This is a genomic window from Aquipseudomonas guryensis, from assembly GCF_014164785.1.
Lineage (GTDB): Bacteria > Pseudomonadota > Gammaproteobacteria > Pseudomonadales > Pseudomonadaceae > Aquipseudomonas > Aquipseudomonas guryensis.
In genome coordinates, this window is the sequence record NZ_JACJFN010000003.1 from 653,842 (window position 1) to 667,159 (window position 13,318).

The window sequence follows — 13,318 nt, forward strand, 5'->3', positions numbered from 1 at the left end:
GATGAGCACGCCATTCCAGCTATTGCTGCGCGTACGCTACGGCGAGTGCGATGCCCAGCAGGTGGTGTTCAACGCGCGCTATGGCGACTACATCGACGTAGCCGCCACCGAGTTCTACCGCGCTCTGTTTGGCAGCTATCAGTACCTGCTCGACCGGGGCCTGGACAGCCAGGTGGTGCGCATGACCACCGACTGGAGCTCGCCGGCGCGCTTCGATGACGTACTGGCCATCCAGGTGCAGACCCTGCGCCTGGGCACCACCTCGTACAGCCTGCTGGTAGAGATCATCCAGCAGGCCGAGCAGCGCCTGGTGGCGCGCAGCGAAGTTACCTATGTGATGGTCGACGCGCAGAGCTTCGGCAAAATCGCCATCCCCGCCGACCTGCGCGCGCAGCTGGAACGCGGCGCGCCAAGCGTATTGATCAACCAGGCCGGCTGATCAGCCAACCCAGCGATATAGCGGCGCTTCGGCGCCGCTTTCTATTTGCACCTGCGAGCAATGGCGCAGGCGCACCAGCAGGCGCTTGCCCGCCGCGGCACTGCCTGCCAGGGCCGTCAGCTCGGTCAGCAGTTGCGGGCCATCCAGGCTGCCGGCGCGCTGCAGCAAGTCCTGCGCGGCCTGCCACAGGCCGTCCTGAGCCTTTGCCACAGCAGCCACCGGTTCAGGTACCGGCGCTATGGCGCTGTCGCGAGGCAGCAGCGCCGCCAGTTGCGCCCAGTCCTCCTGATCCATTTCCACCGACAGATCCACCGGCCACTCGCCGATTCGCCCCTTGATTCGCAGCATCGTCAATTCCTCACTGAATGGCGGGCATGCTGCCATGGCGCCGCGAGCGCGCCAAACGGAGCTGGCCAATCTCAACCAAAACTTGTTATAACATAACTACAAATTTATCCTTTCCGGAGCCTCCACATGCGCCATCTGCTGCTCGCCCTGCCCTTCGCCCTGCTGCCGCTGGCACTTGCAAACGCTCAGAGCCATGAGCACGACCATACCGAACACGGCAGCCTCGACAAGCATGAACACGGCGTGGCCAGCCTGAATGTGGCGCTGGACGGCAGCACCCTGGAAATCCAACTGGAAAGTCCGGCGATGAACCTGGTCGGTTTCGAGCACGCCGCCAGCAGCGCGGCGGATCAGGCCAAGGTCGCCGCCGTCCGCCAGCAATTGGAACAACCCCAGGCGCTGTTTGCCTTGCCCATCGAAGCCAAGTGCACCCTCAAGCAGCATGAACTGCAGGGCGCTCTGTTCGCCGCACACGCAGATGAGCACGAGCACGAGCACGAGCACGAGCACGACGAGCATGCCGCTCACGAACCTGGCGAGGAACAGGGCCATAGCGATATCAGCGCCCACTACCAGTTCGACTGCGCCACGCCCGCTGCTTTGCAAACCCTGGAGCTGGGCAGCTTCTTCGGTAGCTTCCCCGGCACCGAAAAACTCGACGTGCAGCTGATCGGCCCCAGCGGCCAGCAGGGTGCGCAGCTCAGTCCGGGCAATACGCGCCTGACCTTCTGATTAATCCCGTAGGTTGCGCCGCGCGCACCGCATGCCACGCACAGCCCCCTGGTGCGCATGGTGCACCCTACGTTTCGCGGTCTACACCTGCCGCAGCAAACTCCCTATGCTGTCCACCTTGTCCGCGATTGGCCCGACCATGTCCGACCCACTGATCGAACTCAACGACCTCGGCTTCGCCTGGCCCGGCCAGGCGGAGTTGCTGGATATTCCCGGTTTCACCCTGCAGCGCGGCGAGAGCCTTTTCCTCAAGGGTCCCAGCGGCAGCGGCAAGACCACCCTGCTCGGCCTGCTCGGTGGCGTGCAACTGCCCGGACGTGGCAGCGTGAAGCTGCTCGGCCACGACCTTGCGCGACTGTCTTCGGGCGCCCGTGATCGCTTCCGCGTCGACCACACCGGCTATATCTTCCAGCAGTTCAACCTGCTGCCGTTCCTCTCGGTGCGCGAGAACGTCGAGCTGCCCTGCCGCTTCTCCAAGTCCCGCGCCGCCCGCGCCAGCCAGCGCCACGGCAGTGTCGCTGCAGCTGCCACGGCGTTACTCGAACACCTGGGGCTGAAGGCCGAACTGCTGTCGCGGCGTGCCGACTCGCTGTCGATCGGCCAGCAGCAACGCGTCGCCGCCGCCCGCGCGCTGATCGGCCAACCGGAACTGGTGATCGCCGACGAGCCGACCTCGGCCTTGGATGCCGATGCGCGCGAGGCCTTCCTCTCCCTGCTGTTCAATGAATGCCGCGAAGCCGGCGCCAGCCTGCTGTTCGTCAGCCATGACCAGAGCCTGGCCCCACTGTTCGACCGCGCCCTGTCGCTGGCCGAGCTGAACCGCGCCGCGCGCCCGCAGGAAGCCTAATATGCACCTGATCCGCATCGCCCTGGCCAGCCTCAACAACCGCCGCTTCACCGCCCTGCTCACGGTGTTCGCCATCGCCCTGTCGGTGTGCCTGCTGCTCGCCGTCGAACGGGTGCGCAGCGAGGCGCGCGCCAGTTTCGCCAGCACCATCAGCGGCACCGACCTGATAGTCGGCGCCCGTTCTGGCAGCGTGAACCTGCTGCTGTACTCGGTGTTCCGCATCGGCAACGCCACCAACAATATCCGCTGGGACAGCTTCGAGACCCTGGCCAAACACCCGCAGGTGAAGTGGGCGATCCCGCTGTCGCTGGGCGACTCGCACCGCGGCTACCGGGTGCTCGGCACCGACACCGGCTACTTCACGCACTACCACTACGGCCGCGGCCAGCCGCTGCAGCTGAGCGAAGGCAAACCCTTCAATGACCTGTTCGAAGTGGTGCTCGGCGCCGAAGTGGCGCAGGCGCTGCACTACAAACTGGGCGACCAGATCGTCCTGGCCCACGGCGTCAGCACGGTCAGCCTGACCCAGCACGACGACAAGCCGTTCCGCGTGGTCGGCATCCTCGCCCGCACCGGCACGCCGGTGGACCGCACCCTGCATATTTCCCTGAGCGGCATGGAAGCGCTGCATGTCGACTGGCAAAACGGCGTGCCGGCGCGTGGCGCGGGCAAGGTCTCGGCCGAGCAGGCCCGTGAAATGCACCTGCAACCCAAGGCGATAACTGCCGTGCTGCTGGGTCTGAAAAGCAAGATCGCCACTTTCACTGTGCAGCGCCAGGTCAACGAATACCGCGGCGAGCCGCTGCAGGCGATCCTTCCCGGTGTTGCCCTGCAGGAGCTGTGGAGCCTGATGGGCGTGGCCGAGAAGGCGCTGTTCGTGGTCTCGCTGTTCGTCGTGCTAACCGGGCTGATCGGCATGCTCACAGCCATCCTCACCAGCCTCAACGAACGCCGCCGGGAGATGGCCATCCTCCGCTCGGTGGGCGCGCGTCCCTGGCATATCGCCGGTTTGCTGGTACTGGAAGCCTTCGCACTGGCCCTGGCCGGCGTCGCGCTGGGGCTGGCCCTGCTGTATCTCGGTATCGCCGCCAGCCAGGGTTATGTGCAGGCGCAGTACGGCCTGTTCCTGCCACTCAACCTGCCCAGCGGCTATGAGTGGCGCCTGCTCGGCGCTATTCTGGGCGCCGCCCTGCTGATGGGCAGCGTGCCGGCCTGGCGCGCCTATCGGCAGTCTCTGGCCGATGGCCTGTCGATACGTCTATGAGGTTGCCCATGCGTCGCCTGTTGTTTGCGCTGCTGTTGTCCTGCACCACCGCACTGTGGAGCGCCGCGCCCATGGCCGCCGAACTGCGCGAGCTGACCTGGAGCGAGATGGTGCCGGCCGACGCGCCGCCCCAGACTGCCCAGCCGGCGGCGCCGATGCACGACCTCTCGCAACTGGCCGACGCCCTTGCCGCGGAAAGCGGCCCTGCCGCCGCGCAACAGTCGCCGGCGGCGCCGGTGGTCAAGGCGCTCGACGGCCAGCAGGTGAAACTGCCGGGCTACATCGTGCCGCTGGATGTGACCGAGGAAGGCCGCGTCACCGAGTTCCTCCTGGTGCCCTACTTCGGCGCCTGCATCCACGTGCCGCCGCCACCCTCCAACCAGATCGTGCATGTCACCAGCGAACTGGGCGTGCTGATGGATGCGCTGTACCAGCCATTCTGGATCGAAGGCCCGCTCAAGGTAGGCCAGATCAGCAGCGAGCTGGCCGAAGCCGGCTACCAGATGCAGGCCGAGAAGATCTATCCATACGAAATGTGATCTAGGGTGTGCCAGATTGACGCACCCCAACCGCTCAACAACACCCCCGCCTATTGAGCCAAGTCAAGAAGTGCCCCCATCAGGTTGGCTGACAATTCACTCAGCCAACACATTACCTATCTGATTGGAGCACCCCATGCGCAAGTCCCTGCTGACCGCATCCCTTCTCGCCCTCGCCGTTGCCGCGCCGCTGGCCCAGGCCTTCGAAGCCGGTGACATCATCGTGCGCGCTGGCGCCGCCACCGTTGACCCGCAGGAAGACAGCAGCGAGCTGCAAGTCGGCGGCGCTGACGTAGCCGGCACCAAGGCCACCCTGGACAGCGACACCCAGCTGGGCCTGAACTTCGCCTACATGATCACCAACAACATCGGTATCGAGCTGCTGGCCGCCACCCCGTTCAGTCACCAGGTAGGCGTGAAAGGCGTCGATGCCGCGCTGGGCACACCGGCCGGCACCATCGATGGCAGCTTCGGCGACATCAAGCATCTGCCGCCGACCCTGAGCGCCGTGTACTACCCGCTGGACAGCAAATCCGCCTTCCAGCCCTATGTCGGCCTGGGCATCAACTACACCATCTTCTTCGACGAAGACCTGAGCAGCCGCCAGGAAACCAACGGTTTCAGCAACCTGGAACTGGACGACTCGTGGGGCCTGGCTTACCAGGTGGGCATGGACTACATGCTCAACGACAACCTGCTGCTCAACGCCCAGGTGCGCTACCTCGACATCGACACCACTGCGACCGTCGATCACAACGCCCTCGGCAAAGTGGAAGTGGACGTCGACGTCGATCCGTTCGTGTATATGATCGGCCTGGGCTACAAGTTCTAAGAACCTGTTAGCCGCAATAAAAAGAAACCCCGCAATGCGGGGTTTCTTTTTGCGTGCAGGCGTAGGGCGGGTGAAACCCGCGTTGCCCATTCGCGGGTTTCACCCGCCCTACGCGCGACCGAGCAACTGCGCCAGACCATCCTGCAACGGCGTCGCCGGGGCCAGCTGGAAGCGCTCGCGCAGCAGACTGTTGTCCGCCCGCGAATGGCGAATATCGCCGGCACGGGCCTCGGCATGGGTCACTGCCGGTAGGCGGCCGAGCACATCACCAATCGCTGCGAGCAGCTGGTTGAGGCTGATCGACTGGTTATGCCCGACGTTCACCGCACCGCTCGCCACCTGCGCCTGAGTCAACGCCTGCACCAGCAGCGGCACCAGGTCGGCAACATAGAAGAAGTCGCGGGTCTGCTCACCATCGCCGAACACGCAGATCGGTTTCCCGGCCAGGGCGCGTTCGGTGAAGATGCTGATCACCCCTGAATAGGGCGAGGACGGATCCTGGCGCGGGCCGAAGATATTGAAGAAGCGGAAGATCGCCGGTTCCAGGCCATGTTGGCGCTGGTAGAAGTCCAGGTAGAACTCGCTGGCCAGCTTGTCCACGGCGTAGGGGGTGAGCGGCGCCTTGGGCGTGTCTTCGCCCACCGCCACACCTTCGCCATTGTTGCCGTAGACAGCCGCGCTGGAGGCGTAGACCACACGGCGTACGCCCGCTTCGCGCATGGCTTCGCAGAGGTTGAGGGTGCCGATGAAGTTGCTCTGGTGGGTGCCCACCGGATCGTCCACCGAGGCCTGCACCGAGGCCACCGCGGCCAGGTGAGCGACGGCCTGACAGCCGACCACCGCGCGGCGCATCAGCGCGGCATCGGCGACATCGCCCTGCAGCACTTCCAGCCGTGGATTATCCAGCGCCAGGTTGCTGCGCTGGCCGGTAGAAAAGTTGTCCAGCACACGCACGCGGTGGCCGGCGGCGAGCAGGGCATCGGTCAGGTGCGAGCCGATAAAGCCGGCGCCACCGGTGACCAGGATCAGGGAATCAGGCATGCGCTCTCAACTGTGTCGGTAGTAGCGATCGAGCAGGGCCGGCAGGCCGGCCCGCCAGGCGCGCGGCTTGATGCCGAAGGTATTGAGGATCTTCTTGCAGGCCAGCACTGCGTGCTGCGGCTCGTCGGCGGCATCCACCCGCGCGGCGTGGGCTTGCGGGCTGACTTCCAGTACCTGCAGTTTATGCAGTGGGCGCGCCTCGCTGATGATTGCCTGACCCAGGGCCAGCGGCGTGGTCGCCTCGTGGCCGCCGTAGTGATAGGTGCCCCACAGCGGAAACTGGCAATCGAGCTGCTTGAGCACGGCGATGATCACCCGCGCGGCATCGTCGACCAGGGTCGGATTGCCGCGCCGGTCATCGGCCATCAGCAGTTGCTGCTCCAGTTCGGCACGGCGCAGGAAGCGCCCGAGCAGGCCATCGGCGCTGTCATCCAGCAGCCAGCCGAAGCGCAGCAGCACATGCCGCGGACAGGTGGCGCGCACGTTCTGTTCGATACGGCGCAGGGCCTGGCCACGAATGCCCAGCGGCACCGGCTCGTCCTTCTCGCTGTAGGCCGTGGCCCGCGAGCCATCGAAGACCCGGTAGCTGGACGGTTGCAGGAGGACGATATTGTGGTGCTGACAGAGCTCGGCGAGGCGTTCGAGCGCCCGCTCCTGCTGACTGAAGCGCGCCTCGTCAACCGTCTCCGCCTGGAACCAGTCGAAGTAGTAGGCGAGATTGATCAGCGCATCGGGGCGCGTGTCATCGAGCAGTTGGGTGAGGCTGGCGACATCCCAGCCACCCTCGGGTGGGCGTGGGGCAAGAAAGCCAATATCTTCCTCGGCCCCCAGGCGGATCAGCGCCTGCCCCAGGGCATTGCCGCCGCCCAGCAGCATCAGGCGCATGCGCATGGTGGTGCGGGTTACTCCAGTCACGAAAGGAACAGGCTGCAAGCAGCCAGACTGGCGGTATTTTGCGGGTTTTACCCGGGGTCGTCACCCGCAAACTGCGTTACGGCGTGACGGAGGCCATGGAAGACCGCGACAGAGCCGTTGCTGCCCTGCCGCGGCGCCGCTGTTATTGCACCAGGAAGCTGCGGCTGGCCCCGGAGAAGCTGGAGATACGCCCGGTTACCGGCGCCTTGCTGTCACCGTAATGCACCAGGCGGTACTCGCCGGGCGGGGTGCCCTGCGGAATGGTCCAGCGCAGGGTAGCCTGCGAGGTGCCCCAGAAACCGTCCTTACGCAGCCAGTGGTACTCGGTGCTCCAGTCATTGTCGCGGGCCACCGTCTGCCAACTTCCGGCCACCTTGCGCTGCACTTCGAGGAAGGTGCCTTCGGTGCGCAGGTTGTTGCGTGGGTGGCCGGTCCAGAACGCCGCCTGCGCCGTCTGCCCGACGCGGTACTGGGCCTGGGCATCGCTGATCAGCTGGCCGAAGCGCTTGCCCAGCGGTGGGTTGTCGTAGACCACGCCGGTGACGAAGTTGCTCTGGTCGTTGCGCAGATCACGTGGCGTCAGGCTGCTGATCACCGCCTGCTGGTCGCGCAGGGCCAGGGCCAGGCCGTGGAACACCTGCTGGTAGGCGGCCAGGGTCCATCGGCCGAAGTGGGTGGAGCCACCCTCGTAGTGCTGCTTGTCGTACTCCTCGGCGGTGGTGACATAGCCCGCGTAGGCATTGGACATACCTGCCACTACCAGTTGCTGGGTATCACCAAGAGCCTGGCGCACCGTCTCGCGCAAACGCCGACCAGACATCACGGTGAACTCGCCCGGCACCGCGAGCATGGCGAACTGGCCGATCTTGAGGATCGAGGTCGGCAGCACTTCCGGGCTCCAGGGGTAGGGTTTGAACGCGCTCTGCTGCAGGATGATCGGCTTGGGTGCGTGGCAGGCCTTGTCCGCCTCGGTCGGCGGGGTGATCGTCTGGGTGATCAGATTGAGCAGCGGATTGGTTTCCAGCGTGCCTTCGTCGACATCCTCCAGGCCGCGGCCATCCTCGGTGCCCGCCGCGAAGGCGTAGCCGAGTGCGGCGTTGCAGGTTTTCTGCGGCTGGCCGCCGGTGAACTCGGGGCGCACGCTGATCTTCGAGAAGTCGTTGTACTGGTGGCGGAAATCCACGCTGCCGGTGAGTTGCACGCTGGCATCGAGATACAGCTGCAGCGCCTTGTCGAACTGGCGGTCACCGATGATCTCGGTATTGCGCAACTGATCACTGGTCGGCCCGGTGCCATCCAGGTTGAGGTTGGGCGTGGTATCGGCATGGTTGCTCTGGGCGAACGCGGCGATGAAATCCGGGTTGCCGGCCGCCTTGACCAGTTCCTCGAAGCGCCACTCGGCGCGTCCCTTGTTGTCGCTGGTGAGCAGGGTATTGCTCTTGCTCATTGAAGTCGGATGCACACCAAACCAGCTGATCATGCCGACATCCCGCGTGCCCTGACGCAGACGCAGGATCAGCATGTCCGGGTCCACCGAGCTGCCGTAGCGCTGGCGTTCGGCCGCAGGATTGTTGTCGTAGGCCGGCTGCGAGCGGTTGATGCTGGCGTTGTGCAGCTCGCCGCGATTGATCAGCACATGCCCGGGCTGCAGATTGGCGTGGGCCTCGGCGATGGCCGCGACGATGCCGTTGACCTGAGCCTCGAAGTTCTCCTTGATGAAGCCGAAGATGGTCACGTTGTACAGCGCATAGTGCGACTGACCGCCCGCCGCGCCATGGGTATGGGTGGCGCTGAGCACCACGTTACCCTCGTTGTAGCGCTCGCCGAAACGCGCCTTGAGGCGTTCGACGACTGCCTGGTTGACCGACTGGAACAGCGCGCCGGCATCCACATTGACGAACACCACGGCCTTGTCCGCGCCAGGCTCGGCGACAATGTAGGCGCGCGCATACTGGCGGTTGTGGATGCCGCTGCTTTTCTGCGCGGGGTCGGCATAGCCCATCATGCCGACCTCGGCAGCCGCGCCGGTGACGTCGTACTTGCCGACGCCAACCAGGTAGTTGTCGCTGTACGCCTGCGCCCATGCGGGCAACAGGGCACAGCAGGCCGCGAGGAATAACCGGGGCATTCTCCTTCTTGTCATCATGATTCAGCACCTTGAGCGAAACGCTCTTGCAAGACTGCAAACGGGTGGCTTGAACTCAGCCGGTGGGTTTCTCAGTCGGCTCGGCTTGCGGCGGACAAAGCTCCGCCCTGCGGCAGGGCCGCAAGCTTGAACCACCAAGTTGGAAATCTCGTTCAGAAGCTTTTTACGATCTTTTTTTCAGCACCACGGCGACGTGTAGCGTCAGGTGCGGATCGCCTTTGCCCCCTCTCCCGTTCACGGGAGAGGGTTGGGGAGAGGGGTGTTGGCCAAGCCCTCTCCCCCAAGAAAAGCTACTGCGTACCTTTGCGGCGCAGGCTGGCCGGGGTGAAGTAGCTTTCCGGCGGCGCCGCCAGGAGGAACTGGCGCGGTGCCTTCTCGTTGTTGCGCAGGCCCAGGGCCGAGTAGCTGCGCGCGATCAGGTCGTGAAACACCAGGTTGACCGGGGCGATGGTCGGCACCTCGTAGGCGTTCTTGCTGAAGGCCAGGTTGACGTGCCACAGCTCGCCGCGGGCGTCGTGGTTCTCCACCATCAGGGCGTACCAGCTGTCCTCATCCAGATAGAAGCGGCGCTTGGCGTGCACATGGCGCTGGCCAGGGCGCAAGGTCGCTTCGACCACCCACACGCGGTGCATTTCCCAGCGGGTCAGGTCGGGGTTGAGGTGGCCCGGCTGGATCAGCTCCTCCAGCTTGCGCCCCGGCTGCTCCATGGCGTAGTTGTGGTAGGGCACCAGCAGCGCCTGCTTGCCGAGCAGCTTCCAGTCGTAACGGTCGGTGGCGCCGTTGTACATGTCGGTGTCGTCGGCGTAGATGCCGTCGATCGGCGTGTCATAGGCCAGGGTCGGCGCACGCCGCACGCGGCGCTGGCCGGGGTTGTAGATCCACGCCGAGCGCGCCTCGGCGACCTGGTCGATGGGCTCATGCACCAGCAGCGCACGGCCGGCATCGCGCGAAGGCGGCAACAGCTCGCTGGCGTAGGTATAGAGCTTGTTGTCCAGGCTGCCGGCATCCTTGTTCGGGTTGTAGTAGCTGGACAGCAGCTGGATGCGTTCACGCAGGATCGAGTAGCTGCCGCTGGGCGTGACCTGGGCGGTAACCGCCACCTCGTCGATATAGCGGCCCTGCCAGCGGGCGATGTGGTTCCAGATCGCCTCGCGGCCATCCGCCGGGATCGGGAACGGCACGCCGGCATAGGCATTCACCAGACCATTACCGCCGTCGCCGAGACTGGCCTGCTCGGCGTTCTTGCGGGTGTTGGCATAGATATCCGGCGGCGCGGCAAAACTGCGGTGACTGGGATAGACCGGCACCTTGAAGGTCTGCGCATAGGTCTTCAGCAGCGCCTTGACCCCTGGGCTGAGGTTGCCCTCGTCGGCCGCCATGTTCTGCGCATCGATCACCCGCAGCGGCTGCTCACCGGCAAACGGATCGACATGGAAACTGCCCGGCCCGGCGTAGCCGGCCGGTGCCTGGGTCAGGCCACCGGTCCACTCGGGGATACCCTTGGCCGCGTCGCCCTGGCGCTCGGCGCCAAAGGGCGTGAGGGGGCCATCCAGCTGCGCCGCCTGCTCGGCGCTGACCTTGGCCTGGGCCGCCAATGGCAGCAGCAGACCCAGCGAAAGCAGGACGGAACGGGCACGCAAAGCATTTCTAGTCATTGTGGTTCCTGCCGTCAGAAGGAGTAGGTGACGTTGAGGGCGACGTGGTCGCGATCGATCAGCGCGTTGTCTTTGCGCGCGCCCCAGAACGAGGTGTAGGCGAGCTTGCCGGCCAGTTTCTGGCCGTACTTGCCGCCCAGTTCGAGGGTTGCCGACTTGCGCCCCTGGATGAAGTTCTCGTTGAGCGACGGTGAGGTGCCGGAGACGTCCTGGCGGAAGGTCAGGCCCGGCAGCAGATCGAGGTTGGGGCGCACGTCCTGGATCAGCCCGGAGACGTTCAGCGTGTAGCCCCAGGCAAAGGAGTCCAGGTATTCGTAGTTGACCGCATCGAGCAGGCTGCCCGGCACATGGTTGAACGCGGCCTCGCCGAGCACGATCAGGTCATCCAGGCCCAGCACCGGGCCGAAGGCGTGGATGGCCGAAACCGAGCCGGTATACAGCTCGTGGCGCTTGTACAGGTCGATAGTGCTGCGCGAATCGTTGGCCGAGCCGTCGCCGAATTCGCCCAGGTCGATGCTGCCGCCGCTGGCACCATTCCCCTCCAAAGCACCACTGCCTAGCTGCTCCAGCTCATAGATCATCGAGGGCTCCAGCGGCGCGTTGGGCCGGTAGGCCAGCTCGCCGGCCACGCTGGTGTCGCCGATGGTGCCGGACACGCTGAGGCCGAACAGGCGGATGTCCTCGGGGTAGATGAAGTCGTAGTAAGTGCTGTCGAGCAGGGCCAGGCCGTCGACAGTCGAGTCGAGGCCAAAGCCGCACAAGCCGCTGAACTGCCCAGCCGTGCCGTTGCTACAGGCAAACGACTGGCCCTTCTGGATGCTCAGGAACGGCACCTTGCTGTGGTAGTTGAGGTAATACAGGCTGAACTCGGTGTTGTTCCACTCCTCGACCAGGTAGCGCAGAGCCACGCCGAACTGGCCGTCGTCGCGAGCGTCGTGCTCCTCGCCATAGCGGGCGCCGGCGACTATGCCGTTCTCGCCATTCAGCCCCGGCACCAGCTCGGCCAGGTCGCCCAGGTCGTTGCGCAAGTCGACCAGCACGCCGTTGCTGCCCTTGCCGAAGTAGTCCTGGTTGTTGAGGAAGGCGCCGGTGGGGATCAGTTCGTGGCCTTTCCACTCCAGGCCATAGAAGGCCTCGACGCTGAGTGCGTCGGTCAGGCCGAGCTGACCGGAGATCATGTTGGTCGGCAGCAGGGCGTCCTTGAGACTGGCGTTGGGCAACACCACCCGGCCGATGTCCACCGGGTTGATCACGTTGATCCCGTCGGCGTAGTAGATGCCCTCGCCCCAGTTGATCACCTGGCGCCCGAGCCGCAGGCTGGCCGGCATCTCGCCGATGTAGCGGTTGGTGTAGAGGTAAGCGTCGAGCAGGCGCGAACGGTGGCCGGCACGGTTCTCCAGGTCGGAGGGGTAACGCTCGTCACTGTCGGTGTTGTGCGTGGCGAAGCCATCGCCACTGGGGTCGTTGTCCATGATCTGGGTGTCGTACCAGGCGGTACCGCGGACGAACAGGCCGTCCTGCTCGGTGCGCACGTGCAGCTCCGAGGTCAGCTTGAACTCGTTGGAGACGAAGCCACGGTCGTAGTACTCGCTGCCATCGTTGTTGTTGGCAAAGATGTTCTGCCCGTTGCTGTAGATGCGCTCGGGGCCGGTGGTGCGGTACACCGAGGTGTACTCGGCCACGCTTTCCAGCGAGGTGGTGACATTCGGCCCGGTATCGATCTCGAAGGCGTGGGCCTGTATCCCCCAGATCCCTATCCCGACTGCCAGCGCCATCTTGCTCTTGTTATGCGACATGCTGCTGTCCCCTAGTGGTGATGTGACGAAACTAGCCGAGTTGCAAAAACCTCCATGGGGCCGAAGCGGACAAAAAACGGTGCCGAAGGGGCCCCTGAAACCTCTTCTTCACACTTGCCGGGCAAAGGCCTGCAGGCTGCTGGCGTAGACGAACTGCAGGGTCTTTTTCAGCTGCGCCAGGGTGCGCGAGCGCTGCGGCTCGGGCAGCTCCAGGGCCAACTTGGTCACCGAGCTACCGGCCTCGCACAGCACCAGCGCCAGGCCATGCACCAGCTCGGCATCGGCTGCCGGCTGGGCGGCGCAGATGGCACGGCCGACCAGCTCGGCAGTGGCCAGGGTGTCGGCACTGTTCAACGCGCGCAGCTCCGGTGACGCCGCCACGCAGCCCCAGACCTCGACGAAGCCGGGATGGCTGACCTGGATATCCACCATCAGGTCGATCAACCGTTCGATCAGCGCCCCCGCCGCCGCACTGTCCGGCGCGCCATCGAGCAGCGCCAGGTCGGCCTGCAGGCGCTCGCCGACGCTGCCGGTGTAGCGCTGCCAGACCTCCTGGACGATGGCCAGCTTGGTCGGGAAGTACAGGTACAGCGAGGCGATCGGCAGGCCGGCCTCGCGGGCGATTTCGCGCATCGACACAGCCTCGTAGCCGCGCGCGGCGATAAGTTCCAAGGCCACCGCGAGGATCGCCTCGAAGCGCGCCTGGCTACGCTCCTGCTTGGGTTCACGACGCACTCGCGGGGTCGGTGGGGCGCTTGACAAAG

Annotated in this window: 13 protein-coding genes; 6 read left to right on the plus strand and 7 right to left on the minus strand. The window is 65.2% G+C overall.

The annotated features are described in order from the left end of the window. Position 1: 1 nt before the first annotated feature. Positions 2 to 439 carry an acyl-CoA thioesterase gene (locus H3H45_RS14715; protein ID WP_182834486.1) on the plus strand — a complete coding sequence of 146 codons (438 nt, stop codon included), beginning with the start codon at positions 2 to 4 and terminating at the stop codon, positions 437 to 439. On the opposite strand, the gene H3H45_RS14720 is transcribed toward H3H45_RS14715, so the two are convergent. Further along, positions 440 to 787 carry a hypothetical protein gene (locus H3H45_RS14720; protein ID WP_182834487.1) on the minus strand — a complete coding sequence of 116 codons (348 nt, stop codon included), beginning with the start codon at positions 785 to 787 and terminating at the stop codon, positions 440 to 442. It lies immediately after the preceding gene. 126 nt (positions 788 to 913) lie between these two features. On the opposite strand from H3H45_RS14720, the gene H3H45_RS14725 reads away from it, so the two are divergent. From H3H45_RS14725 to H3H45_RS14745, 5 genes are all read left to right on the plus strand, one after another. Then, positions 914 to 1,519, plus strand: coding sequence for a DUF2796 domain-containing protein (locus tag H3H45_RS14725; RefSeq protein WP_182834488.1), 606 nt, complete (start codon positions 914 to 916; stop codon positions 1,517 to 1,519). 139 nt (positions 1,520 to 1,658) lie between these two features. Further along, positions 1,659 to 2,366: an ATP-binding cassette domain-containing protein gene (locus H3H45_RS14730; RefSeq protein ID WP_182834558.1), complete on the plus strand. Its 708-nt coding sequence runs from the start codon at positions 1,659 to 1,661 to the stop codon at positions 2,364 to 2,366. 1 nt (position 2,367) lies between these two features. Next, positions 2,368 to 3,630: an ABC transporter permease gene (locus H3H45_RS14735; protein WP_182834489.1), complete on the plus strand. Its 1,263-nt coding sequence runs from the start codon at positions 2,368 to 2,370 to the stop codon at positions 3,628 to 3,630. Between the two features lie 8 nt (positions 3,631 to 3,638). Continuing rightward, a complete protein-coding gene (locus tag H3H45_RS14740; protein ID WP_182834490.1) occupies positions 3,639 to 4,169 on the plus strand; it encodes a DUF3299 domain-containing protein in 531 nt (176 codons plus the stop codon). A gap of 136 nt (positions 4,170 to 4,305) precedes the next feature. Next, positions 4,306 to 5,001, plus strand: a complete 696-nt coding sequence (locus H3H45_RS14745; RefSeq protein ID WP_182834491.1) for an OmpW/AlkL family protein — start codon at positions 4,306 to 4,308, stop codon at positions 4,999 to 5,001. Between the two features lie 108 nt (positions 5,002 to 5,109). On the opposite strand, the gene H3H45_RS14750 is transcribed toward H3H45_RS14745, so the two are convergent. The 6 genes from H3H45_RS14750 to H3H45_RS14775 all read right to left on the minus strand — a co-directional run bounded on the left by H3H45_RS14750 (position 5,110) and on the right by H3H45_RS14775 (position 13,289). Continuing rightward, positions 5,110 to 6,042, minus strand: a complete 933-nt coding sequence (locus H3H45_RS14750) for an NAD-dependent epimerase/dehydratase family protein (RefSeq protein ID WP_182834492.1) — start codon at positions 6,040 to 6,042, stop codon at positions 5,110 to 5,112. A gap of 6 nt (positions 6,043 to 6,048) precedes the next feature. Continuing rightward, the gene (locus H3H45_RS14755; RefSeq protein ID WP_182834559.1) at positions 6,049 to 6,933 is read right to left on the minus strand and encodes a sugar nucleotide-binding protein; all 885 of its coding nucleotides are present in this window, start codon (positions 6,931 to 6,933) and stop codon (positions 6,049 to 6,051) included. A gap of 166 nt (positions 6,934 to 7,099) precedes the next feature. Next, positions 7,100 to 9,085 (minus strand): neutral/alkaline ceramidase, encoded by a 1,986-nt coding sequence (locus H3H45_RS14760; protein ID WP_182834493.1) that lies wholly within the window; start codon positions 9,083 to 9,085, stop codon positions 7,100 to 7,102. A gap of 308 nt (positions 9,086 to 9,393) precedes the next feature. After that, positions 9,394 to 10,758, minus strand: a complete 1,365-nt coding sequence (locus tag H3H45_RS14765; RefSeq protein ID WP_182834494.1) for a DUF1329 domain-containing protein — start codon at positions 10,756 to 10,758, stop codon at positions 9,394 to 9,396. 14 nt (positions 10,759 to 10,772) lie between these two features. Further along, positions 10,773 to 12,554, minus strand: a complete 1,782-nt coding sequence (locus tag H3H45_RS14770; RefSeq protein WP_182834495.1) for a DUF1302 domain-containing protein — start codon at positions 12,552 to 12,554, stop codon at positions 10,773 to 10,775. Between the two features lie 108 nt (positions 12,555 to 12,662). Beyond that, entirely contained in the window at positions 12,663 to 13,289 is a 627-nt protein-coding gene (locus H3H45_RS14775) for a TetR/AcrR family transcriptional regulator (RefSeq protein ID WP_182834496.1), read from the minus strand. Positions 13,290 to 13,318: the final 29 nt, after the last annotated feature.